Here is a 25,462-nt window from a genome sequence, read left to right as displayed (position 1 = left end):
TCATTCCGATATGAAAGTTTCGGTATATTATTAATCATTTAAATACTTTTAAAAAACAATTGATTGCAAATAAAAAGTTATTATCTGCAAATATACAATTATTCACAAGTGATCTATCATCATACATTTGTCCCCTATTGAAAGAAGCTTGTTTTGAATGGTTTCAATCGGAAGGTAATAAAGGATTGATGCGGATATTGCTGATTTTTTATAAAGAAGCATAGTGATCCCAAAATAGATCGTACTGAAATATAAAAAAAATTAGGGATAAAATTTTTGAAAAATGCGATTAGTTAAACGATAAACTGAAATATAAGAAAACCTTTTCCGGGTATGTGGCTGGAGTATCGGTAATATCTGAGAGGTTATGCTCTGAAGGAAGGATTTTATGTACAAATTAATCTAAATGATAAGGCCTATGGAAATATAGATAATATTCAATGCAACTATCGCACAAATGATAATAAGAGTTACAGGCATACGCCATTTATGCCTAAACAACTAAGAATTGTGATATACAGTTCCATATGATTTTAACAAACAAATAATTTATTATGAAAGAACAACAGGATAAAGGAAGAAGAAAGTGGTATCCTTTCCCAAAAATACGATGTAAAATAAGAATACTATTGCCGGTTGTATTATTGCTAAATGTATTCCATATATCGGCAGAAGAATATCTGCCTTCTGTACATAGCTTTCAACAAGGCATAAGGGTTACCGGTGCCGTTACGGATGATGAAGGTGAGATGCTTACCGGTGTCAATGTGGTTATCCGGGGTACAACACAGGGAACCACCACCGATATTAACGGAGAATATATGATTACCATACCAAGCGATACTTCAGTGTTGCAGTTTAGTTTTATGGGTTACCGGATGCAGGAAATAATGGTGGGTAACAGGAGAATTATAGCGGTTACCTTACAAGCGGAAACCACAGATATTGGCGAAGTAACTGTTGTAGCTTTCGGAACGCAAAAAAAGGAAAGTGTGATTGCTTCTATTACTTCAGTAAATCCATCCGAACTGAAGGTACCTTCAAGTAATCTTACTACAGCTTTTGCCGGACGCTTATCCGGCGTTATTTCTTATCAGCGTAGCGGTGAACCGGGTGCAGACAATGCAGATTTCTTTATTCGTGGAGTAACTACTTTTGGATACAAGAAAGATCCCCTCATATTAATCGATGGTATAGAAAGTACTTCGGATGATCTGTCGCGCGTGCAAACTGATGACCTTGAGAGCTTTTCTATCATGAAAGACGCTACCGCAACAGCCATGTTCGGTAGCCGTGCCGCTAATGGGGTAATACTTATCAAAACAAAAGAAGGGCGGGAGGGTCCGGCAAAAATAAATCTCCGTTTTGAAAATTCCATGTCAATGCCGACTCGTAATGTAGAATTGGCAGATCCCATTACTTATATGAGGTTACATAACGAAGCCGTGCTAACCCGCGACCCGCTGGGGCTGTTGCCCTATTCGCTTCAAAAGATTGATAATACCATTGCCGGTATGAATGAGTATATGTATCCTGTAACCGACTGGCGCAAAGAATTGATCAAGGACTATACCATGAATCAGCGGGTTAATCTGAATGTAAGCGGAGGTGGTAAGGTGGCCAGTTATTACATTGCCGGTTCTTTTAACCAGAACAATGGGTTATTGAAAGTAGATAAGCGCAATAATTTTAATAGCAACATTGATCTGAAAACATACGCGTTACGGTTGAATGTAAATGTAAACGTAACCAAGACGACGAAAATAAATGCTAAGATAAGCGGAACTTTTGATGATTATTCTGGCCCTATGCAGAGTGGAACTCAAGTTTATCGTGATGTGATGCGTTCTAATCCGGTACTGTTCCCTGCTTATTATCCTGCCGATGAGGAACACCGGTGGGTACAACACATCATGTTCGGCAATTATGACGATGGTAGCGGCTTATGGTATATGAATCCGTATGCTGAAATGGTGCGTGGCTATAGGGAATATTCCAAATCAGTGATGAACGCCCAGTTTGAAATAAGGCAAGAACTTTCTTTTTTATTGAAAGGTCTTTCTGTTCGCACAATGGCTAACACCAGCAGGAACGCTTATTTTGAAGTACAACGCGGTTACACGCCATTCTGGTATCAGGCAACTAGTTATAATCCTCAAGATGATACCTATAAGCTTATATGCCTGAACGAGGAAGGTACTGGTAGCGGCACAGAATACCTGTCGTATGAACCAGGCTCAAAAACAGTAAGTTCCAATTTCTATTCCGAAACGGCTTTGGATTATGCGAATACTTTTTCAGACAAACATGCTGTAGGAGGTATCGTGCTTTTCATGGTGCAAACTAAATTGGATGGAAACACGGCTGTCCTGCAACAATCTTTACCATACCGGAATGTCGGTATTGCAGGACGGGCTACATATTCATACGACGAGAGATATTATACTGAGTTAAGTTTCGGATATAATGCTTCCGAACGTTTTCATAAATCGCACCGATGGGGATTTTTTCCTTCCATTGGTATGGCATGGACCATTTCCAATGAACGGTTCTGGGAAGATCTCAAGAAAAACGTCAACAATTTCAAATTGAAAGTAACTTATGGCTTGACGGGAAATGATGCCATTGGGGATGCAAATTCCCGGTTCCTGTTTCTTTCGGAAGTTAACATGAGTTCTTCTGCAAGGAGCGCCACTTTTGGTCGCGAAGGCGGGTATTCCCGCAATGGTATAGCTATTAATCGCTATGCTGATCCCAATATTACATGGGAAACTGCAAAAAAAATAAATATCGGGATGGAAATAGGGCTTTTCAATAAACTGGAAATACAAGCCGATATATATCAGGACAAACGGAGCAATATTCTGCAGGATCGTGCTTCCACGCCCGCAGAAATGGGGCTTTCCGCTCAGCCTAAAGCAAATATCGGCAAAGCAGAAGGACGAGGTATCGATCTTTCGGTAGATTATAACCATGCGATTAATAGTGATTTCTGGGTGCAGGCACGGGCAAATTTTACTTATGCCGCCAACGAATTTATTGTTTATGAAGAATATGATTATCAGGATGCCTGGTGGAAATCTCATAAAGGCTATTCCATCAGTCAACAATGGGGATATCTGGCCGAACGTTTGTTTGTTGATGATCAGGAAGCCAGAAAATCTCCCACGCAAACCTTTTCCGATTATGGTGGCGGTGATATCAAATATCACGATGTGAACCGTGACGGACAAATCACTACTCTTGACCAGGTGCCGATAGGTTATCCGACCACTCCTGAAATTGTTTATGGTTTCGGTTTTTCTTTAGGATATAAATATTTTGATTTTTCTGCTTTTTTCCAGGGATTGGCGCGTGAATCGTTTTGGATTAATCCGCAAGCTACAGCACCTTTTGTTAGTTTCTTTTATGACAATGAATCGTTTACCGGAATTCCCCAAAACCAGCTATTGAAGGCATATGCCGATAGTCACTGGTCGGAAGATAATCAAGACCTTTATGCTATGTGGCCTAGATTAAGCACCACTGCTACTGGAAACACCAATAATTTTCAACGTAGTACATGGTTTATGCGTAACGGGGCTTTTTTGCGGCTAAAACAAGTGGAGATCGGGTATACATTGCCTGAGTCTATCGCAGAAAAGCTTTATATGAAAAGTTTCAGGATTTACTTGAGTAGCACCAACCCATTATGTTGGAGTAAATTTGACCTTTGGGATGTTGAAATGGGTGGAAATGGCCTGGGATACCCGATTCAAAAGGTATTCAACATAGGTGTTTTATTGTCGTTTTAATGAATCTGTTTTTATTTTATAAAATAAAATAGTAATGAAAAAGCAAATTATTATAATATCCACACTATTTATCGGGATCCTTACATCGGGATGTAACGAGTTTTTGGATGTTACACCTGACAATGTAGCGACCCTCGATTATGCCTTTCGCTTGAGAAGCACAGCTGAAAGGTTTTTATTCACGTGTTATTCTTATATGCCAAGCCATTCCGGCACCGGTGAAAATCCGGCATTATGCGGAGGTGATGAATTTTGGTTGCCACCGACAAGTACCAATAATGCTTTTGCCATAGCCAAGGGTAATCAGCGTATGGTAAATCCTTACATGAATGCATGGCAAGGTAGTGCGGGGAGCAAAGATATTTATCAAGGTATCCGGGATTGTAATGTATTCCTTGAAAACATTGACAAGGTTCCTGATATGATCCAGACAGAAAAGAAACGTTGGGCTGCCGAGGTGCTTTTCTTGAAAGCCTATTATCATTATTATCTGGTAAGAATGTACGGTCCGATTGTGTTGGTCAGGGAGAACCTGCCGGTAGATGCACCGCCTGATCAGGTGCGGGTTCCCCGTTCGCCGGTAGACGAATGCTTCGATTATATTGTTTCTTTGCTTGATGAAGCATTTCCTTCGCTTCCTGATATAATTACAAACGAAGTGCAGGAAAACGGACGGATCACACAGGCAATTTGTCTTTCGGTAAAAGCCAAAGTGCTGATAACGGCTGCCAGCGATCTGTTCAACGGTAATAAGGATTATGCCGGATTTGCTAATAAAGATGGCACACTCCTGTTCAACACTGAAATTGAAGAAGGTGAAAAGTTGGCGAAATGGCAAAAGGCGGTAGAAGCATGTAAAGCAGCCATTGATTTTTGCCACGGGATAGGTCATGAACTATATTATTATCGGCCGGCCTTTTCCGTAAGTAAACTTACCGATACCACCATGATACAGATGAACATACGGAATGCTGTTTGCGAAAGATGGAATTCTGAAATCATCTGGGGCAATACAAACAGTTGGGCCAATTCCGGAGGAATACAGGGTAGCGCTACTCCGCGCGGACTGGATCCTGCATTGGTATCGAATCAGGGAACGCGTGGAAGTTTGGCTCCCCCGCTGAAAATTGTTGAAATGTTTTACAGCGAAAATGGCATACCGATAAAAGAAGACAACTCCTGGGACTATAACAGTCGATTTAAAATTATGGAACCGAAAGAAAGTGAAGCCATATATTTAAAACAGGGATACCTTACAGCGAAGATGAATTTTCACAGGGAACCGCGCTATTATGCCAGCCTTGGATTCGACGGAGGTATCTGGTATGGTCAGGGACACTACGACGACAGGGGAAGCGATTTACTCTATGTTTCCTGTAAAAAAGGACAACCGGCTGCTGCTATTAATCTGGCGAATTATTCAACAACCGGTTATTGGCCTAAGAAAATCGTTCATTTCCAGAGCATCATAGGTTCAGGTAATACCTATACTACGGAGAATTATCCATGGCCGGTGATCCGTCTGGCAGATATCTACCTGTTGTATGCTGAAGCGCTCAATGAGGCTGTTGACTCGGAAACCAATAGAGATGAGGCGATCGGATATCTTAATCTGGTAAGGCAACGTGCAGGTATCCTGCCGGTACGTGTGGCATGGCTCAATCATTCAAGCAGGCCAAATAAACCCGAAAGCCAAGGAGGACTTCGAGAAATTATACGCCAGGAACGCAATATCGAATTAATGTTTGAGGGACATCGATTTTGGGATGTAAGGCGTTGGAAAACAGCAACAGAAGAAATGAATATGCCAATTACAGGCTGGGACTTGGATCAGGCGACAGCAGAAGGATATTATCGTGAAAGGCTCATTTACGAACAAACTTTTACCACGAGAGATTACCTATGGCCTTTAAATGAGTCGGTTATATTGGCGAATAGTAATTTGGTCCAAAATCCGGGATGGTAGATTAAATGTAATTATAAAAATCTCTGATATGAAAAGAACATACATATTATACATACAAGCATTGTTCCTCTTTTTGTTTTTAATATATTCCTGTTCAGAGCCTGACAAAGGAATTCCGGCAGACGATGGGACAGTACCATCGCAGATTACGGATATTGATATAACCCAAATTCCTGGTGGAGCAACGCTAACCTACCAATTACCCTCTGATGGAAATATCCTGTATGTAATGGCAGAATATAGATTAGGTGATGGTATTCTGCATAATAAAAAGTCGTCTTATTTTAGCAGTTCCATCACTCTGGAAGGATTTCCGGATACAAATCCATATGATATAAATTTGTATTCCGTATCCCGCAGTGGAGTAAAATCGGAACCTGTAACAAAAACTATCGTTCCACTCACTCCACCTTATCAGTCTGCACATGATGCTCTCCAATTGGAACCGACATTTGGCGGGATGAGAGTTTATTTCGAAAACCCAAGCCGGGCAAACCTGAAATTTATAGTGGTCACCGCTGATTCGTTAGGGAAATTTTACCAGGCATATACTCATTATACCCAGATAGAAACAGGAAATTTCGCTATAAGAGGGTTTGATCCCACGCAACGGGTATTTGGGGTCTATACATTAGATCGCTGGAATAATCATTCGGATACTCTCTTTGCGGAAATAAATCCCTGGTATGAGGAAAAACTGGATAAAACACGTTTCGTTAATGCCAAGCTACCTTCGGATGTATATGAACCACATATGAGTAGCAGTTATTCTCTTGAAGTTATATGGAACGATATATGGGGGACAAGTGGATGTTTTCACTCAAAACCGAGTACTGGTATTCCGCAATGGTTTACCATTGACCTGAGGGCAAAAGCCCGTTTGAGCCGGATGAAGTTTTACCATCGTACAACCACTGGTACCGATGGACAATATAATGCCGGCGATCCTCAAATCTTTGTAATATATGGAAGCAATACTCTCACAGATGAGTGGGATGATAATTGGATATTGCTGGGACATTTCGAATCGATAAAGCCGTCGGGTGCTGCTGGTTATACTGATGAAGATGTGCAGTATGCTTGTCACGAAGGAGAGGATTTTGATTTTATCAACAACGATCCGTTCAGGTACATAAGGTTTAAAACGCTCAAAACATGGGGTGGTGTAACTTATATATATATCGCCGAACTTACGTTCTGGGGCGAAGTATTGGAAACATATTAGAAATGAAGAATGAAGTATTCATATATTTCTTCGTAAGAAAACTCAATAAAATCAAATACGAATGAATGTGTATGGATATTCTTTCAGTCTTAAAAAATCAACTTAGCGCCAGCGTTCTCATGGAGCGAACTTAGCGGAGCGATCTCACGAGTGGACACGAGTAACATGGCGTAATAAATTATATTCAAATGAAACATTTTAAAAAAATTATAATAGGATATATTATTTCTATCGTATGCTTGTCAGCATGTACGGAAATGGATCATACATATAAGGAATTCTGGGAAAACGGAGAATTGGAATACCCCGCATCGGTAGATTCTGTAAAAGTTTTCCCGGGAAAAAATCGTATTGGGTTTGAATGGCAAATATTAGCTGATCCGAGTGTTACACATGTCAAAATGTATTGGAATAACAAAAGTGATTCCTTGATGTTGCCGGTAGAGACAGGTTCTTTAAAAACAATAATTAATGATTTAAAGGAAGGAACATATTCATTTACCATATATACATATGATGGGAAGGGAAATCAATCTATCCCGTACGAAATAACCAGTAAAGTCTATGGCGAAACCTATCAGAACTCATTGTATGTAAGACTGGTGAAAGATGCATATTACGACGAAGATGAAAATCTAATGATTGTTGTATGGGGTGATCCGGTCGATGAAACTTCTTTCGGCTCTGAAATGTTATATATGACAGAAAATGGAATGCATAAAGTTCTGGTATCTCCTGATGTCGATACGCTTAAATTTACGGACTATGATGTAGCATCCGGATCTTTTAATTATCGAACAGCATATTTACCTGCTCCAATGGCATTAGACACTTTTTATACTCCTTTTCAAAGCGTAACAATAAAAGGTCCTATCAGGGAATTGAACAGGACAGGCTGGACCGTGACAGCATCCAGTTGGGATACCCGTTATCCGAATACCAATGCAAACCCGCGTACTCCTGAAATGGTGCTTGATGGTGTGGTTAGTACGAGATGGGTAAATGAAATAAGCCCTACACAAACAGACTATCCTCACTGGATTGCATTAGACATGAAAAGTACGGCAAATGTTTACGGAGTTATCCTGTATGGTGGTAATATCAATGAATCGCCAAGTATGGTAACTCTTTGGACAAGCGAAGATGGTGAAAATTGGACTTCTATGGGAACATATTCCATGAAAAAGCAAAGTGGATACCAGTATTTTGAATTTAATGATCCTCAGCAGGCCCAGTATGTCAAAATTGAGTGTACTGCAGCATCAGGTGGTACTAAAAACGTATCTTTATATGAAGTGGGTGTTTATACGCGATAAATAGGTATACGGTTTATATTGATGATTTGTTGTTGTGATAACCGGATCAGGGTTTATTCTCTGGTTCGGTTATTAAGTATTGTAAATTGGTTATTGTTCATTGAAAATTGGCCTAATTAACGAATAAACAAATACACGATATCTTTAAAATGCGACAATAATTTATTGTGACTGCTTAAAATGTATTTACATGAGGTATAAATTTAATTTTATACCTCATTTTTATGTTTTTTGAAATAAAAATATTATTTTTATAGTAATCAAACTTTTAAAATCCGATTGCTTATGCCTATAATGCACGAACAGCTGTCGATTAATACAAGTCATCCTGTTATTGCCCGGTCTTTTGAATACAAAAGATTCACTTATCCCTGGCATTTTCATGCCGAATTTGAAATTATTTATACAAAGGAAGGTTATGGGGAGCGTTATGTTGCCAACCACATGGAGCAGTTTTCTCCGGGCGATTTGATCCTGGTAGGATCAAATGTTCCGCATTACATGAAGAGTGCATTGGAATACTATCACGAAAATCGTGCTTTGAGTGTAACAGGAGTAGTTATCCAGTTTGAAAAAGAGTTTATGTCCCATGCCATTAATAATTATATAGAATTAGCCTCGATAAAAACGTTATTGGACAAGTCACAGAGAGGACTTCATTTTCCTTATCCGGCGAATAGGATGCTGGTAAGAATAATTGAAAACCTACCCTCGTATAAGAATGTCGAACGGATTGCCAACCTGTTATTGCTGCTGGAAAAAATGGCTTCGTTTAAATCCGTTCGTACATTAGGAAGTCCCCATTACAGCAATTCCATGTCCGTTTATACCGACAACCGGCTAAAAAAAGTGCTTTCTTATATTACCCTGAACTATACCAAGCCTGTCGGCCTGGAAGAAGTGGCTTCCATGGTTGCGATGAACGCTTCGGCATTTTCCCGGTTTTTCAAGGAAAAAGCCGGTAAATCTTTTATGGATTATATCATAGATATGCGTGTAGGTTATGCATGTAAATTATTGATCAGCGACGCCATGGATATTTTTCAGGTGGCTATGGAGTGTGGATTCAATACGATCTCACACTTTAATAAAATTTTTAAACGACAAACAGGATTAACTCCTTCGGAATACCGGAAACAGTTTCAATAAATATTTATCCGGCTATCACCATCCTTGATCCAGTGCTGTTTTCGACGTTATTTTGATCACTTGCACGGAACAGTCGCGAAATAGCTTTTGGGGAATACTGATCCTCGTTTTTCCTTCTGATCCGGAGAACTCTACAGGCATTCCCGATTCAAGTACCCGGCATTCATGTATCATCGACACATCGATCAGGAGATCAACATTTTCCATAGACCTGGATAGTAACACATATAAGTTATCCTTTCCTTCGGATTTTTTCTGGGTCAGGTATATTCCTTTTTCCACTTCCTTTTTTACCGGCCTGGTATCGTAGATGGCTTCTCCGTTCACCAGTATCCATGCCCCAATTTCCTGTAAGCGGCGTATTGCAGGGAGAGGGAATGTCCCATCCGGTTTAGGGCCAATATTCAGGAGATAGTTACCACCTTTTGAAGCGTTATTGGATAAGTACCCCAGCATTTCAGAAGATGATTTCCAGTTGTAGTCTTTGGCATGCCATCCCCATGAATTGACCATGGTAGCCGGTGTCTGCCAGGGTTTTTCCAGTATCTTATCGGGATAACTGTTATCATGCATTTCCAAAAAATCGATATGATCCCCCGGATCCAGGAAAGATATTCTTCCATTGATCAGACATTTTGTACTGTTTTTTCGTACCAGGGCGATCAATTCATCCCGGCGCTGGGAAGTGATATGGTTTTCTTCGTTCCATGTGTCGAACCAAAGCAGATCCGGATCAAATTTTACCAACAGTTCTTTTACCTGGGGAAGGCATTTGTTCTGCCAGTAATTTTCAAATTCTTCATCGGTACGTTTTGTTTTCCAGGAGGGCAGAGCGCCGCCGGGATACTCCCAATCCTGCCAGTGCGAGTAGTAAAAGCCATATTTTATGCCGTGCTTTTTGCAGGCTTTTACAAGTTCGGCAATGATGTCCTTTTTGTATGGTGTACGGGTAATATTAAAATCCGATACATTAGATTTCCATAAAGCAAACCCATCGTGATGTTTTGCAGTGATCACAAAATAACGTACTCCTGCATTTTTTGCTTCGGAGATCCATTGATTGGCATCAAAATTAACGGGATTAAAGTCTTTCACCAGGGATTGATATTCATTATCAGGAACTTCCAATCGCATCTGGATCCATTCGGCATACCAGCTTTTTCCCTGCTTCAGGGACGGATCGGGGAGTGTATGCCCGTTATAGCTTCCTTCCAGAATCGAATAAAGTCCCCAGTGGACAAACATTCCAAATTTAGCTTCTTTGAACCACTCTGCTTTCTGCGGGTCGAGAGATAAATCGTTTTTGGGTTGGGCAAAAGCAATGATACCCGTGAGGAACAAGCCTAAGGCAATAATAATTTTTTTCATATTCATTGGATGGTCAGATTAACAGGATCGTACAAATATAGTGAAAGGTAAGGGTAATTTTAGAAAGCTTGCTTTCTAAAATTACCGAACCGCATCCTATATTCTGTAAATATAGTGAAAGCCGAGAGGCAAAATCAAGTTTGCTTGATATTTTGTCCAAGGCGCATCCTACTATTCTACAAATATGTGAAAAATATATCAAACTATCATAAAAAGTCATGGAATAGGATCAACAGGCTGATTGTTTTTTATCTTTGTAAAAAGGTTATGGTCTGCTTTTTGAGAAAAGCGTATACGGCGTTAAACTTTTCGGATTTCATACAGTCAAAACAATAAAAGGTTTCTTTTGTAACGAAAGAATGAAGGAGTATAGTGACGGGCAATTGTTAGAAATATTTCAGGATGAAGACCGCAGATATACGGTTTTCAATGAAATAGTAAAGCGATATAAAGTTCGTCTCTATTGGCACATCCGTAAAATCCTGATCACACATGAAGATACGGATGATGTTTTGCAAAACACGTTTGTGAAAGCATGGAGAGGATTAGTTGATTTCCGTCAGGAGGCGCAGTTGTATACATGGTTGTACCGCATAGCGACCAATGAATCCATCAGTTTCCTGAAACAAAAACGCAATAGGAGCATGCTGTCACTGGAGGAGGCAGGATCCGTGCTTTCACAATCGTTGGATAACGGTTATTATTTTTCGGGGGATGAATTGCAGCTGCAATTGCAAAAAGCGATTTTAACCCTTCCGGAAAAACAACGGATCGTATTCAATATGAAATATTTTGATGAGATGCAGTATGATGAGATATCGGAAATACTCGGAACATCAGTGGGAGCGCTTAAGGCATCATACCATCATGCCATTAAAAAGATTAAATTATATTTTGAAGAAATAATTGTAAACGTTAATTAATATCCGGATGGAAGGTAATCAATTCAGTAACAAAAATCCATTTTCAGTACCAGATGGGTATTTTGAAAATTTTCAGGATCATATAATGTCCCGTATCAGGGAAGAAGAAAAGCCGGAGAAGAAAATTTCTGTTTTTCAATGGAATACATATGGGAGATTGATTGCGGCAGCGGCTTGTATTTTATTTGTTTTTATTGCCGGAACTATTCTATATCTACGACCATCAGGGCAGTCATTGATAGTCGATTATGCCGCTATTGATGAAGAAAACACCTATCAGTGGGTGTATGTATTGGATAGGACGGCTTTAATGATCGAAGCGTTGGGAATTGAAGCTCCGGAGAATCTATTGTCAACTGCTGTTTGTTGTACGGATGAACAAGAAGAGGAAATCATCGATTTTCTGGAACGGGATAATATTTCCGTTGCTGCAATTGTTCATTCAATAAATAATGATTATCTTTATTAAATATTTAATACCTGATGCTATGTTTAGAATGATCAGTGTCTTATTTTGTTTTTGTGTTTATGCACAGGTTTACGCACAAGGTCCGGATCCATCCAGGAGAGGCCCTAAAAATGATGACCGGGGTGAACAGTTCAAAGTAGAACGTATCGCTTACTTTACGGAAAAAATGGGATTGACCACTGAAGAGGCGCAGTCGTTCTGGCCGATATACAATGAAATGGACGAGAAAAAGTCAAAATTGTTTGAGGAAAGGGCATCTATCATGCGTAAATTCATGCACGAACAGGATCAGCTTCCTGAGAAAGAAGTAAAAAAACTACTTGATCGTTTGGTCGTCATTCAGGAGCAGGAATCCAAAATCCCTGTCGAATATGATGCTAAATTCCGTAAGATACTCTCCGAACAGAAAGTAATGAAGCTATATGTAGCTGAAATGCAGTTTCGTAATTATCTTTTGCAAAAAATGAGGAACAATCGGAAAGCCGAAGAAAAACATGAATAGATATTGAATTTGACAATGAGTCATCAGGTAAAAAGAGTAGCTGCCGTACATGATCTTTCCGGTTTTGGAAGGGTTTCATTGGCAGTGGCTATTCCTATCTTATCGGCAATGGGTATTCAGGTATGTCCCCTGCCCACGGCAGTATTATCTTCACATACACAATATCCGGGATTTTCATTTCTGGATCTTACCGATGAAATGACTCGTTTTATTGACCACTGGAAAGAACTGAAAGTGGAGTTTGATGCAATTTACAGCGGTTACCTCGGTTCACCCAGACAATCGGAAATTGTAGCAGGATTGATCGATGATTTTGCAAAAGACGGGCAGTTGGTGGTCGTGGACCCAGTGCTTGGCGACAATGGGCAGCTTTATGCTACACTTGACAAAGACATGGTCACCGAGATGCGTAAATTGATCAGAAAGGCCGTGGTGATCACACCTAATATTACAGAATTATTTTTATTGTTGGACAAGTCCTATAAAGAAACGGTACCCCTGGAAAAAATGAAAGAGTATCTGGTTCATTTATCGGCAATGGGGCCGGAGATTGTGATTGTTACCAGTGTTCCGGAGAGTGACTCTGCAAAGACCACTTCCGTAATCGCTTATAATAAAACGAGTCATCGTTTCTGGAAAGTTTCATGTCCTTATTTTCCTGCACATTATCCCGGTACGGGTGATACCTTTACCAGTGTGATCACCGGATCGCTGATGCAGGGGGATAGCCTGCCCATAGCCCTCGACCGTGCCGTTCAGTTTATCCTGATAGGGATACGCGCTACTTTTGGGTATGAATATGATAACCGGGAAGGGATACTTCTTGAAAGGGTATTGCCAACTTTGCAGGCGCCGGTACAGATCAGCAGTTACGAGCTGCTTTAACAAGGAAAACCAGGTTTTTCAAAAGCCTTTCCGTTCTCTATATATAAACAATGATCTATACAGGATGGTAATTCGGATGGATTGTGTGATACGAATATCATTGTCCGTTGCCGGGAATAACTATTCAGCAATAAATTCGACAACCTCACTTTTTCCATATCCACCCCTTGGAATGGTTCGTCCAGGATCAGCATCGGAGGGTTTTTCACCAATGCACGTATCAGTAATACCATATTTTGTTGTCCGGTAGAAATTCTTTGGAAATATTCGTTTTCAATGTGACGAATGGAGAAAAATGAGAACAGTTCTTCGGAGAAACGAACACTACTTTCTGGAATTTTCCGGTTCCCGTATGGATTTTCTGTCAATCCGCTTAAAGATATTTCCCTGCAGGTCTTTTGCTGACGGAAGTAAACATGCATTTCGGGAGATACGAACCCGATTTTTTCTTTAATATCCCAGATACTTTCACCTGTTCCGCGTTTCCTGTCAAATAATGTGATCTTATTGGCATAAGCCTGGGGATTATCTGCAAAAATAAGGCTGAGAAGCATGGATTTTCCCGCTCCGTTCGGCCCCATCAACGCCCATTTTTCTCCTTGTGTTATTTTCCAGTTGACATGATCAATGATGGTCCGGTCATTATATTTTATCGTTACTTCATCAAATTGGACGGCAGTTTTAAAATTTGTTTCCGGTAGTGGCGGAAAAGTAGGTAAAAGAATGTTTGGGGCAGATGTTTTTTCAGCGATGAATTTTTTAATGGGAAAAGTACCGGTAATGGAAAATTGTTCAATTTTCATTACATGGGTAATGATGCCGGGGATATGATCACTATCGGTAACCATGATAATTTGCGTGCCCATATCCGTGATCTGTTTCAGCATCCCGGAGACATATGCTCTGGCTTGTACATCCAGTCCGGTATATAGATTATCGAGCAACAATAATTTCGGCCTTTTTAAAAGTGCCTTTATGATCAGCATTTTTTTGAACTGGCCATTGGATAATTTGATGATCTCCATATCCAGTAAACGGGTCATATCCAGATTCTCCAGTTCGGGAATATGTTCACCGGAAGATAGATGCAGGAAATCCCGTACTTTAACAATTCCATCGGTTTCGGTGGCATGATAACGCTGCTGGTAATAGAAATCACCATAATTGACCGTCCGGTCATTGAAATAAACAGATGCTATGGATTTGTGTGGGTCTGCGATCAGATGGCCATTCGCATCCGTTATATGATAGTCGATCTGTCCGTGTACTTTCAATAAACATCCTTCCAGCGCCTCCAGGAAGGTGGTTTTTCCGGATCCATTGGGACCGATAACGGCCCAGTTCTCACCGGGACATAATTTCCAATTGGTGTCCGGAAATACAGAATAACCGAATTTCCTGAAACTTACATGGTCAAATGTGATAAACGGGACAGGCATATAATACATTTATGTAATAAAGAAAAATCAGGAAAGATTCTTCCCTCTTCTGTCGAAAAATTTAATAGGTTTCCTGCTTATTTGCGGGTTTTGAATGTGATGGATATATTCGGGAGGTTCAAAGCTGATCTCAGGGGCAACCCTTAATTTTGCCCTGAAACGGTCCTTGATCGATTTTTCAAAGAATTCATCTTTCCGGACAGATCCTATGCGGATCAGTATCTCATCGGTGCCGATCTCATTGGTGTATACTTCTACCAGGTAATTGCTGATCCCTTCAACATTGTCCAGAATGTCATATAATGCGGGTGGATAAAGGGTGGTACCCTTATATTTGATCATTTGTTGTTTCCGTCCGATCACCATTCCCAGTCTCATAGTGGTCAATCCGCATGCACACGGGCTGGTATCGTATGTACAGATATCGCCTGTCCGGAAACGCAACAGAGGCATCCCTTCCACGCCTAATGTCGTAACGGTTACTTCCCCGGGTTCTCCTTCTGCTACCACACGGCCATGGTCGTCCAGTAATTCAACAATGATCAGTTCCGGATGATGGTGTCCTCCGCAACCAAACTTACATTCGGTGAAAGAGGTACCCATTTCGGTGGATGCATAAGTGGAGTGTAGAGATAGCGTATTCCATTTTTCCGTGATACGCTGTCCCAATGTATTGAGCGAATAATCCGTATTCCTGAGTGGTTCTCCTATACAGATGGCTTTGCGGAGCGTGCTCTTGTTCAGGTCGAAACCCTGTGATTCTGCATATTCTATGATTTTCAACAGGAAAGAGGGTACTACAATGCATACTGTAGAAGAGAAACGCCGGATGCTGTCTACCTGTAATTCAGGGATACCGTTTCCGACCCGTACCACAGATGCTCCCATTTTACGGATACCCAGGAAATATGCCAATCCGGCCATAAATCGCCGGTCGATGGTGGTCATCAACTGGAAAACATCCTTGGATGTACAGCCTGCACCTAGGAAAGAGATGGCTTCATTGTAGGCCAATCGCTCCAGGTCATTTTCAGTAGCGGCAAAAGTGACCGGTTCCCCCAGTGTACCTGAAGTGGTGATATAATCTGTGATCTGATGTGGCTCTACACAAAGAAAATCATGATTATACAGCTGGAGGTCGCTTTTCGTAGTAACGGGTATATATTGTAGATCTTCTAAGGTTTTTATTTTTGAAATATCGATATGTTGTTCCCTGAACAAGCGTTGATAAAATTTCGACTTTTGTTGTAAATAATGTAACTGGTCAGTTAATTTTTGTTCCTGGAAGCGTTTGATTACCTCAATGGGTTGTGTTTCTATTTCTGGAATGTTCATTGGCTTTGTAATAATGACCGGCAAAGATACTTTTTATTGAATTTATTTCAAAAGAACAAATTGATCCAATTGGATTTTAAATTCATCTAAATTTTCATTTATACGGCTGTAGATAAAATTGCAAAACGACTAATAATGAGTCAAAATAAATCAACAATAGAAACAAATATTTACAAAAAATAGTTTAATGTAAAGTGTTTCAAAAAATAAAAGCCACAAAGCCATAAAAAATCATGAAAATTTAAAAAATAATGCTATAGTTTTGCCAACATATAAAAACATCAACTTTTATATATCACTATTATGTATCTCTTGTGTCAGGAAAAGACAATCATGGAAAAGTGTACTGAAAATATCCGGGTAAACAACTGTAACTCGTTGTTTGGTTTTCTCTTTTCAGAGAGAGAGAGAGAGAGAGAGAGAGAGAGAGAGAGAGAGAGAGAGAGAGAGAGCCTCTAAATAAATCACACCATTCTTTCGCGTACGCGCGAAATATACAGGGAAAAAATTTTAAAAGCCATGATATTGGGTTAGTCCAGTATCATGGCTTTTTGCGTTGGATAAAATCAAAGAAACTATTAACCTAAAAAATATGCCTATGTAAAATCCAAATTATTAATCTACGAGTCATTTAAAAAAGCGAAAAAAGGCTTTAAAAGAGGTTCATACAAGTAAGTCCTCTAATGTGAAGAACTGCCTTGGAACCGGGTTGAGCAGTTAATAATGCTTACCCTGTTAACCATGTGAAAAGTAAGTATGGCATAATATTCAACAATTATGACCAATACGGGTAATTTCAAATCAAACATATCAATCGAAACTTGATTTTATGTTTTTGTATAAAGAAAATGATGAAAAAGCAGCAACTCAATATATTAATTATAAACTGAACAGATCAAAAATATGAAACATATTCTCTTTTATCTTATCCCGTTATTATCAATAGTTTGTTGGTCGGAATTGTCGGCCCAGGAAACTATTACAGTTACGGGTACGATCACTATAAGTGAAGGCGGAGAACCTCTTCCCGGGGCATCCGTTGTGATCGAAGGAACTACAAAAGGCGCAATCAGCGATGAAAACGGGAAATATGAAATTAACGTATCCCCTACAGCTGTACTCCGGTTTTCATTCGTGGGTATGGAAACACAGTCGATACCTATCGAAGGGCGTCGGGTAATAGATGTCGTATTAATAGATGCAGCACAAACACTGGAAGATGTTGTTATAGTAGGTTACGGCACCCAGCGGAAAGGTAACGTTATCAGTTCCATGGACGTTATTCAACCCGATCAACTGAAATTACCCACCCGTACTATTTCGACCTCACTGGCCGGTCGGCTAGCCGGTGTAGTCGCCGTACAATCGTCGGGTGAACCGGGTTATGACGGAGCGACATTCTGGATCCGGGGTGTCAATACCTTTGCAGGCTCGTCAACCCCACTGGTAATGGTTGATGGCATTGAACGGTCAATGGATAACATCGATCCGGAAGAGATCGCCGATTTTGCCATTTTAAAGGATGCTACGGCCACCGCCCTTTACGGCGTACGGGGTGCAAATGGTGTAGTGTTGATCACCACGAAACGTGGGATGGCAGGTAAACCTAAAATCAGCCTCCGCGCCGAGCAGGCCTTCAGTTCGCCGGTAGATTTGCCTGAATTTGTGGGAGCCGTGGAATATATGCAATTGATCAACGAAGCACGTCTCAACAGCGGACAAGGTATTTTTTATACAGATCAGAGGATAGCGAATACGGCCAATAAGGTTGATCCTTATTATTATCCCGATGTAGACTGGACAAAGGAGCTAATACGTAACAACTCCCCTTCACAAAAAGTGTCTGTAAATATTTCGGGCGGCGGAGAAAAGGTGCGTTATTTTGTCAATGCAGGTTTCCTTAACCAGGCGGGGATGTTCAAGGATTTCAAACTTTATTCGTATAACAACAATATCAATGTGAAGCGGTATAATTTCCGTTCGAATGTGGATATCGATGTAACCAATACCACTGTTGTGGGATTGACTATTGCCGCTATCCTGGAAGACCGGCGCTATCCCGGCGAAAGCACTTCGGATATTTTTTCATGGATGCGTAACCAGCCGCCTATTATGTACCCGTTGAATTATCCCGACAAAACCAAGATACCGGGAGAACCTTACGGCCAAAGCCGCAACCCGTATCAAATGCTGGCCAGTTCGGGATATACCGATGAATTCCGTACAACCATACAGTCGAACATTGATCTGAAACAAGATCTCAAATTTATTACCGAAGGGTTGAGTGCCAAGTTAATGTTCTCTTTTGATGCATACAGCTATGGAAGGGTACAGCGGACTTTGCGGCCTCGTGCATACCTGATAACGCCATGGGGGTATGATTCGTTGACAGGGGAACCCATACTCACCCAGGATGGCGAGTATAATTATGTCGATCAGGAGCCCGGTTCCACCGATTATTACTCTTATCTGAAAAGAACATCGGATCGTCCTGCTATTGAACGGACCGTTTACCTGGAGGCCCAATTGAATTATAACCGTAATTTCGGTGTACATAATGTTGGAGGTATGTTGCTCTACAATCAGAATGATTTTTTGCAGGCGAGTAACGAAGATATCTACAATGCAGTGCCCAAACGTTATCAGGGGCTTACCGGACGCGCCACCTATGCCTATGATAACCGGTACTATTTCGAATTCAATTTTGCTTATAATGGTTCGGAAAACTTTGCCAAAGGAAAACGTTACGGATTCTTCCCGGCTGCAGCTATAGGTTGGGTGCCTACCGAAGAATCATTCATGAAAGGCGTAAAAAAATACCTGGAATACATGAAAATACGGTTTTCATACGGACAGGTAGGTAATGACAATATAGGCGCTGTCGCCGGGGTCGATCGTTTTGCGTACCTTACCCGTGTACAAACTACCTCTTCCAATGTGGGGTACGGTACCAATAATGGTTATGGATATGGTTACGGAGCAGGTGTAGCGATCACTTATTATGGTAACCCCGATGCAACCTGGGAAACAGCAACTAAAGCCGATCTCGGTTTCGAATTCCGTTTCCTGAAAAACTTCCGCCTGCAGGCAGATTTCTTCCACGAAAAACGCACCGACATATGGGTTCCTTTGTATAATATACCTGATATTTACGGCGTTATACAGGATGGCGATGGTGTGCCGGCTATCGGAGGCAATGTCGGGGAAATGGAAAACAAAGGTATTGACGGATTTCTGGAATATAACGGAAAGATCAGCAATGATCTCAGCATCACGTTTAAAGGGACCTATTCCTATTCCCGCAACAAAGTGCTGAAAAACTCAGAAGCTACTCCTATGTGGGATTATCAGGACAAGGTAGGACGGAAGCATAACATGACCCTGGCTTATGTTGCCGAAAGATTGTTTATTGATGAGGCTGATATCGCTGCCAACCCTGACCAGTCATTTCTTGGCGGAACCTCATTACCCGGAGATATCAAATACAAAGATATAAACAACGATGGTGTCATCGATGATTATGACCGTGAATTTACAGGTTATCCGAGTGTTCCCGAAATCTCTTACGGGCTCGGTGCAGGAATACAGTACAAGAATTTCGACTTTTCATTCCTTTTCCAGGGTTCGGCGAATGTATCATTTTTTGCTAAACCCAAGGCATTTGGTGATGTAAACCGTGAGAATATCTATACGTATATTCGTGATAACCGCTGGACGGAAGACAACCAGGATCCCAACGCCAAAATACCTCGCCCGCAGATGGGAACACAAAATAAGAACTATGTTAACTCCACATGGTGGCAGGTAAACGGGCGTTATCTCCGTTTAAAACAGGTAGAGCTGGGTTTTACATTTCCTAAAGCATGGACGGATGCCATACATCTGAAACATGTGAGAATATATACCAATGGGTTGAATTTATTTACCATTTCACCCTTCGACCTTTGGGATGCCGAGTCGAAAAGTTCCTCAGGATTCTATTATCCTATCCAAAGGGTATTCAATTTCGGTTTGGAAATTAACTTTTAATCTGAACTTTAAAACGTAGACAATGAAAAATATATTATTATTCACCGGTCTTTTGATAGTTGCAATGGGAATACAGTCCTGTTCTGATTTCCTCGACCAGGTTCCCGACGAACAATTGTCAAACGAATCGTTATATCAATCGAAAGACGATGTGATAAAAGGATTGACCCAGGCATATTCCTACTGGGACAATCATTTGGATTTTACCGTGTATCCGGGAAATGAAGGTGACGATATTGATTTTAACTGGAATAATTATTCTCCCTATTACTGGGAAATGGGACAATTTGGTCCATCCTCCGTTCAGTGGAACCGATGGGCACGCTTTTACCAGGCTGTTCGTGCATCGATAACATTTCAGGCACGTCTGGATGAATGCCAGGATGAAAAACTGACGGAACAGGAACGTGAATGGTGGAGAGGCGAAGCCGAATTCCTCGAAGGTTATTACTATTTCCTCCTAATGCAACAATGGGGACCGGTACCCTTGCTGAAAAAAGTATATGAAGGCAGCGAGTTGGACGGTATGATAGCTTCCGGTATTTCCCGTGCGCACGCTGACAGCATTGCCGAGCATATCCACAGTAAATGTATCAGTGCTGCTTCAAGACTCGATACGCTTTATGCCCTGCCTGAACGTGCAGGACGCGCCAATGTGGCAGCAGCATGGTTTTTACGTTCCCGCTTGGCGCTTTACATGGCTAGTCCACTCTATAACGGACAGTCGTCAAAAACCAATAATGGTAAAGACTATAGCTTTATCGTACCTACCGATGACGATAATAATAAGTTGCTAAATACCTCTTTTGACGCAGACCGGTGGAAAGAAGCCATGGATATTTCCCTGCAGGCAATAAAGGTTGCCGAACGCGGAAATTACCGGTTGCTAAAACGTGAGACAACTTATGGGACGGGGGGAACCGCACAGGAGCCTTCGGGTTACAGCAATTACAAATGGATCTTCACCTATGCTCGCGGTGGAGAGCCAAGCTGTGAAATGGTATATTACAAGCAAAACCTGGGATCATGGAATTATGGGCTAAAACATGCTTTATCGCTTTCATGTTCGGGTTACAGCGGCATTTGTCCTACTATCGGCCATGTGGAAGAATATTTTATGGCCAACGGCCTGATGCCCGAAGATGATCCCGATTATCAGGCATTGGCACCGGGTTATGAAACCTTATCCAATCCGGGCGATGGGATTCCGATCAGTCAACGGTTCCAACGGCGTGAACCCCGTTTCTATGCTAATATCGTATATCCTGAACGTTACCTGTATTCAGTACGTAGCGGAGGAACCAATGCCGACCCGTCATCCATCACCATCCGTACGGATGCCCAGTGGAATGCGGTCAGTACAGGAACATCCGGAGCCAACCATTTCCAGATATACGCCAATGGAAAGGACGGGTTTAACAGCAAGTCCGGACGGGACTATTGTAATACCGGATTCCTGAGCGCCAAATGGGTTGCACCTACCACTACCACTCAGAGTTCGAGTTCCGATTTCGCCACTCCGCATTTTCGTTTCAGCGAATTATACCTTAATTATACGGAAGCAGCTATTGAATATTACGATGCCATCGGACAAAGAGCCGTCGATCATCCAGAAATTTTCGAATACTGGGACGCTTTACGCGATCGTGCAGGCTTACCGGGTGTCCGCGCCTCCTACGGCCAGTGGTATACGAATACCTACGCCACCTCCATAGAACTGACCAACGATAAGCTTCGCGAACTGATACGCCGCGAACGCCGTATTGAACTTTTCCACGAAGGACATCGTTATTTCGACAATCGCCGTTGGCTCGATGCCGAACGCGAAGGCCTTCCGGTATATGGCTTCGATGTGGAAAAGAACTATCCCGATTTTTATACACCCGTAGAATTCGAAAAACGTTACTGGGATGATAAGATGTACTGGCAACCTATCCCGCAAAGCGAGATTGATAAAAACAGACTTCTGACCCAAAATCCCAGATATTAATTTACTTAAAACCTGTAAAATATGAAAAGGATATATTATATAATTTTGAGTGTGCTGACTGTATTGTTCGCCTCATGTGCCGATGATCCCATTGGCGTTTCAAGCGGTGATAGCAGTGATAATAGTGCACCCGGAAAAATATCGGGTATCCGCCACGAAGCAGACCACGGATTATTGACTTTTTACTGGTCGGCTCCTACGGATGCGGATTATTTCTATACTGACATCACTTATAAAGTGGACAATAAAGAATATAGTAAAAAAGTATCGTTCCACAATGATTCTACCACTATTGACGGATTCCCCTCTGCCTCTACCTATGAATTTATCTTTTATGCGGTAGATGAAAGCGGAAACCGCTCGGCTGGAGAATCCTATTCGGCAAGCCCCTTAGAACCACCTCACCTGATGGTTGCCCAGACTATTGATATTGTTTCCAACGATTACGGAGGAGTATTGGTAAGCTGGAAAAACGAATCAGGCAAAAAGGTCGATGTGGAAGTTTCATATGTCGGCGATACGGAAGGGTTATTGACCCGGACTTTTTCTCCCGATGCCTCTGTGGTAGACAATAAGGATAATGAGGTAAAGACCGATCTGGCTATTCCCGATGACAATAAAACCTTTACTGTGGTGGTATATGATGCCAAAGGAAATGTGACTCCTAAAAAAACTTTTAATGTCCCGGTATATGAGTATATGGATATACCGCGCGACAACTGGGAGTTCCCCGGTTATGATGCAAACAGCAGGTATGAGACTATCGGATATAGTTCGCAGGCTACCAATGAAGCAAACGATACTTATCCCACAAATGGTCATGTTGTTGCCATGATTGACGATGATGCCAACACTTTCTGGCATGCCTCATGGTCGAGTCCCAATACTGATTATCCACACTGGTTCATCATAGATATGCATCAGAGCGTGCTGATACGTGAGGTCGAACTCCAACGCCGTCAGGGTAATGGAGGAACCGCTAAAGGATTCAGGTTATATACCTGTAAAGATGTAACTGTTGACCAAAATGATCCGGATAACGGTTACCCATGGGAAGATCAGGGGGAATTTGAATTTGATCCCACTATTAATGATGCCCAAAAGATCAAGGTGCTTACTTCACCTACCGCACGTTATGTAAAAATGTATTTTGACATCACCCATAAGGGGACACAAAACTACGCCATGTTCGCAAAGTTTGCGGTCTGGGGACAACGTGAAAGTGATTAAGGGTAATTAATGTTTTGACACAGAGTGTTTTGCTGTGTGTATCTGTGTTAGAATGTATTCATGTGCTTGCCAAGCAAATCAAACAGTATGGGTCATTTATTATATCATCATCTGCCGGTAGGCAGGTGGTGATATTTTTTTTGCAAAAGCCATAATGGTTTTTTCCAGGCTCTCCTAATGTTCCGGAAAAGTAAAAGAACCTATTATTTGTATAAATAATTATTATTCAACTACAAAGACTACTTTTATAAAGGGCGGTTGTACTATAATTACCTAAAATTTTGCTCTTAAGGCATCATTGCTCTGATTCCGGAACAAAACTCACGGAACCCTGACTTTTGCTGCAGATATTTTAATTTCCGGAAGTCCTTATTTTTGAAAAGATATGACCACTTTGATATCTCCTTCCTCCATTCCCGAAAAATATATGATTTATAATATACATATTATTGTTGAATCTTAATTATAAGGGAAAAATAGTTTTGTATTTCAATTAAATTTTTATTTATATAGATGTTGACGGAATTACAAATTGCTTAAAAATGAGTAATTTTCCATCAGGAATAGAAATAAAAATTTACAAAAAACAGTTTACTGTAAAAATATTGAAAAATAAAAGCCGCAAAATCATAAAAAATCATAAAATTTTAAAAAATAATGCTATAGTTTTGTCAGCATATAAAAACATCAACTTTTATATATCACTATTATGTATCTCTTGTGTCAGGAAAAGACAATCATGGAAAAGTGTACTGAAAATATCCGCGTAAACAACTGTAACTCGTTGTTTGGTATGCTCTTTGCAGAGAGAGAGAGAGAGAGAGAGAGAGAGAGAGAGAGAGAGAGTAGGATAGAAAATATTATTTCGCTCGCGCGAAATTTACTAAAAATATATTTCATAAGCCGTAGTGTTGGAATTTACTCCAACACTACGGCTTTTTTTGTTAATTCCCCAAAATCAAAACCATTAAACGAAATGCCTATGTAACATTACTCGCTGTATTACAGTTTTTTTAAAAATGAAAAAAAACAAAAAAGTTTTAAAGAAAATGAGAATCTACTATACCTAAATGGATTCTTATAAGAAGGTAAATGATATTGAGGCAAGGGTGACATCAATCAAATGTAATTCCTTGTTTGCTATGCGAAGAAATAATTAGAATAATAACAATTATAGCAATTATGAGTAATTATAAATTAAAAACAATCAATCGAAACACATTTTTATGTTTGTTCACATGTGTGTGTATGGTATTTGCTATTTCGTGTAATGACGACGATAATGCAAAGGAGGTTCATGACCCGGATAAACCAATCACACTCACATCGTTTTTTCCTGATTCGGGACGGTTATCCGAAATGATCATATTCGACGGAGATAATTTTGGTAGTGATCCTTCCCTGATCAAGATGTTTTTTAATGCCAAAGAAGCACGCGTCATTGGTTCGACGGGAAAACGTATGATGGCGCTTGTTCCCCGTTTGCCGGGCGATACCTGTGAAATAAAAGTGCAGATCGGTAATAAGGAGGCAACCTTTGGGGATAACTTTTTCCGTTATCTGATCGCTGCGTCCGTTACTACTCTTGCAGGAAATGGTACAGGTGATTTCTCTTTAGGAGATGGTGTGCTGGATAAGGCGACTTTTACTCCGGTTTACATCGGGATCGACCAGGATTTCAATATTTTCGTGTCAATCAGCAATAATAACCTGGTGCGTATCAATGAAGCGGAAAATTCGATTTCCGTAGTGGCCACCAGTGACCAGGGTTATACCCATCGTTGTACACCCTATGCGAATCCTGTCACCAACGTGCTCCAGATGGGATCTGAGAGCCTTAGG

17 protein-coding genes are annotated in these 25,462 nt (G+C 40.9%); 14 read left to right on the top strand and 3 right to left on the bottom strand.

Features of this window, described 5'->3' with window-relative positions; translation table 11 throughout:
* Nucleotides 1–554: 554 nt before the first annotated feature.
* The 5 genes from LBQ60_09350 (at nt 555) to LBQ60_09330 (ending at nt 9,450) form a co-directional block, all read left to right on the top strand.
* Nucleotides 555–3,794, top strand: a complete 3,240-nt coding sequence (locus tag LBQ60_09350) for a TonB-dependent receptor (GenBank protein MDR2038116.1) — start codon at nt 555–557, stop codon at nt 3,792–3,794.
* Between the two features lie 34 nt (nt 3,795–3,828).
* Entirely contained in the window at nt 3,829–5,760 is a 1,932-nt protein-coding gene (locus tag LBQ60_09345) for a RagB/SusD family nutrient uptake outer membrane protein (protein ID MDR2038115.1), read from the top strand.
* A 28-nt stretch (nt 5,761–5,788) separates the two neighbouring features.
* Nucleotides 5,789–6,985 (top strand): DUF4959 domain-containing protein, encoded by a 1,197-nt coding sequence (locus LBQ60_09340; GenBank protein ID MDR2038114.1) that lies wholly within the window; start codon nt 5,789–5,791, stop codon nt 6,983–6,985.
* Between the two features lie 188 nt (nt 6,986–7,173).
* Nucleotides 7,174–8,301, top strand: coding sequence for a discoidin domain-containing protein (locus LBQ60_09335; protein ID MDR2038113.1), 1,128 nt, complete (start codon nt 7,174–7,176; stop codon nt 8,299–8,301).
* Between the two features lie 285 nt (nt 8,302–8,586).
* Nucleotides 8,587–9,450 (top strand): AraC family transcriptional regulator, encoded by an 864-nt coding sequence (locus LBQ60_09330; protein ID MDR2038112.1) that lies wholly within the window; start codon nt 8,587–8,589, stop codon nt 9,448–9,450.
* Nucleotides 9,451–9,465: 15 nt separating this feature from the next.
* Here LBQ60_09330 and LBQ60_09325 read toward each other — a convergent pair whose 3' ends face one another.
* Nucleotides 9,466–10,818: an alpha-L-fucosidase gene (locus tag LBQ60_09325; protein ID MDR2038111.1), complete on the bottom strand. Its 1,353-nt coding sequence runs from the start codon at nt 10,816–10,818 to the stop codon at nt 9,466–9,468.
* A 359-nt stretch (nt 10,819–11,177) separates the two neighbouring features.
* Between LBQ60_09325 and LBQ60_09320 the strand changes: the two genes are divergently transcribed.
* The 4 genes from LBQ60_09320 to LBQ60_09305 are packed head-to-tail and all read left to right on the top strand — an operon-like array spanning nt 11,178 to nt 13,597.
* A complete protein-coding gene (locus tag LBQ60_09320; protein ID MDR2038110.1) occupies nt 11,178–11,741 on the top strand; it encodes an RNA polymerase sigma factor in 564 nt (187 codons plus the stop codon).
* A 7-nt stretch (nt 11,742–11,748) separates the two neighbouring features.
* On the top strand, nt 11,749–12,210 hold the full coding sequence (locus LBQ60_09315; protein MDR2038109.1) for a hypothetical protein: 462 nt from the start codon (nt 11,749–11,751) through the stop codon (nt 12,208–12,210).
* A 19-nt stretch (nt 12,211–12,229) separates the two neighbouring features.
* Entirely contained in the window at nt 12,230–12,712 is a 483-nt protein-coding gene (locus tag LBQ60_09310; protein MDR2038108.1) for a hypothetical protein, read from the top strand.
* Nucleotides 12,713–12,727: 15 nt separating this feature from the next.
* A complete protein-coding gene (locus LBQ60_09305; GenBank protein MDR2038107.1) occupies nt 12,728–13,597 on the top strand; it encodes a pyridoxamine kinase in 870 nt (289 codons plus the stop codon).
* On the opposite strand, the gene LBQ60_09300 is transcribed toward LBQ60_09305, so the two are convergent.
* Together LBQ60_09300 and LBQ60_09295 are read right to left on the bottom strand one after the other, a co-directional pair.
* On the bottom strand, nt 13,594–15,036 hold the full coding sequence (locus tag LBQ60_09300; protein MDR2038106.1) for an ATP-binding cassette domain-containing protein: 1,443 nt from the start codon (nt 15,034–15,036) through the stop codon (nt 13,594–13,596). The genes LBQ60_09305 and LBQ60_09300 overlap by 4 nt on opposite strands.
* 27 nt (nt 15,037–15,063) lie before the next feature.
* Complete coding sequence (locus LBQ60_09295) at nt 15,064–16,371, bottom strand: AMP-binding protein (GenBank protein ID MDR2038105.1); 1,308 nt, start codon at nt 16,369–16,371, stop codon at nt 15,064–15,066.
* 903 nt (nt 16,372–17,274) lie between these two features.
* On the opposite strand from LBQ60_09295, the gene LBQ60_09290 reads away from it, so the two are divergent.
* From LBQ60_09290 to LBQ60_09270, 5 genes are all read left to right on the top strand, one after another.
* On the top strand, nt 17,275–20,400 hold the full coding sequence (locus LBQ60_09290) for a TonB-dependent receptor (GenBank protein MDR2038104.1): 3,126 nt from the start codon (nt 17,275–17,277) through the stop codon (nt 20,398–20,400).
* A gap of 22 nt (nt 20,401–20,422) precedes the next feature.
* Nucleotides 20,423–22,390: a RagB/SusD family nutrient uptake outer membrane protein gene (locus LBQ60_09285; protein MDR2038103.1), complete on the top strand. Its 1,968-nt coding sequence runs from the start codon at nt 20,423–20,425 to the stop codon at nt 22,388–22,390.
* Nucleotides 22,391–22,411: 21 nt separating this feature from the next.
* Nucleotides 22,412–23,620, top strand: coding sequence for a DUF4959 domain-containing protein (locus LBQ60_09280; protein ID MDR2038102.1), 1,209 nt, complete (start codon nt 22,412–22,414; stop codon nt 23,618–23,620).
* 739 nt (nt 23,621–24,359) lie between these two features.
* Nucleotides 24,360–24,608: a hypothetical protein gene (locus LBQ60_09275; protein MDR2038101.1), complete on the top strand. Its 249-nt coding sequence runs from the start codon at nt 24,360–24,362 to the stop codon at nt 24,606–24,608.
* A gap of 260 nt (nt 24,609–24,868) precedes the next feature.
* Nucleotides 24,869–25,462: IPT/TIG domain-containing protein (locus LBQ60_09270; GenBank protein MDR2038100.1), on the top strand; the 594-nt coding region annotated here is incomplete at its 3' end.

The sequence above is a fragment of the Bacteroidales bacterium genome, from assembly GCA_031275285.1.
Taxonomy (GTDB): domain Bacteria; phylum Bacteroidota; class Bacteroidia; order Bacteroidales; family UBA4181; genus JAIRLS01.
The sequence above is the reverse complement of the archived record's forward strand: the minus strand, read 5'-3'. Positions and strand labels throughout refer to the sequence as shown.

Excerpts from the sequence above, each read along its gene's own strand:
- LBQ60_09295 (MDR2038105.1), bottom strand. The coding sequence starts at position 16,371 with ATGAACATTCCAGAAATAGAAACACAACCCATTGAGGTAATCAAACGC.
- LBQ60_09280 (MDR2038102.1), top strand. The coding sequence starts at position 22,412 with ATGAAAAGGATATATTATATAATTTTGAGTGTGCTGACTGTATTGTTC.
- LBQ60_09335 (MDR2038113.1), top strand. The coding sequence starts at position 7,174 with ATGAAACATTTTAAAAAAATTATAATAGGATATATTATTTCTATCGTA.
- LBQ60_09320 (MDR2038110.1), top strand. The coding sequence starts at position 11,178 with ATGAAGGAGTATAGTGACGGGCAATTGTTAGAAATATTTCAGGATGAA.
- LBQ60_09285 (MDR2038103.1), top strand. The coding sequence starts at position 20,423 with ATGAAAAATATATTATTATTCACCGGTCTTTTGATAGTTGCAATGGGA.
- LBQ60_09290 (MDR2038104.1), top strand. The coding sequence starts at position 17,275 with ATGAAACATATTCTCTTTTATCTTATCCCGTTATTATCAATAGTTTGT.
- LBQ60_09310 (MDR2038108.1), top strand. The coding sequence starts at position 12,230 with ATGTTTAGAATGATCAGTGTCTTATTTTGTTTTTGTGTTTATGCACAG.
- LBQ60_09275 (MDR2038101.1), top strand. The coding sequence starts at position 24,360 with ATGGAAAAGTGTACTGAAAATATCCGCGTAAACAACTGTAACTCGTTG.
- LBQ60_09325 (MDR2038111.1), bottom strand. The coding sequence starts at position 10,818 with ATGAAAAAAATTATTATTGCCTTAGGCTTGTTCCTCACGGGTATCATT.
- LBQ60_09305 (MDR2038107.1), top strand. The coding sequence starts at position 12,728 with ATGAGTCATCAGGTAAAAAGAGTAGCTGCCGTACATGATCTTTCCGGT.
- LBQ60_09315 (MDR2038109.1), top strand. The coding sequence starts at position 11,749 with ATGGAAGGTAATCAATTCAGTAACAAAAATCCATTTTCAGTACCAGAT.
- LBQ60_09350 (MDR2038116.1), top strand. The coding sequence starts at position 555 with ATGAAAGAACAACAGGATAAAGGAAGAAGAAAGTGGTATCCTTTCCCA.
- LBQ60_09340 (MDR2038114.1), top strand. The coding sequence starts at position 5,789 with ATGAAAAGAACATACATATTATACATACAAGCATTGTTCCTCTTTTTG.
- LBQ60_09330 (MDR2038112.1), top strand. The coding sequence starts at position 8,587 with ATGCCTATAATGCACGAACAGCTGTCGATTAATACAAGTCATCCTGTT.
- LBQ60_09345 (MDR2038115.1), top strand. The coding sequence starts at position 3,829 with ATGAAAAAGCAAATTATTATAATATCCACACTATTTATCGGGATCCTT.
- LBQ60_09300 (MDR2038106.1), bottom strand. The coding sequence starts at position 15,036 with ATGCCTGTCCCGTTTATCACATTTGACCATGTAAGTTTCAGGAAATTC.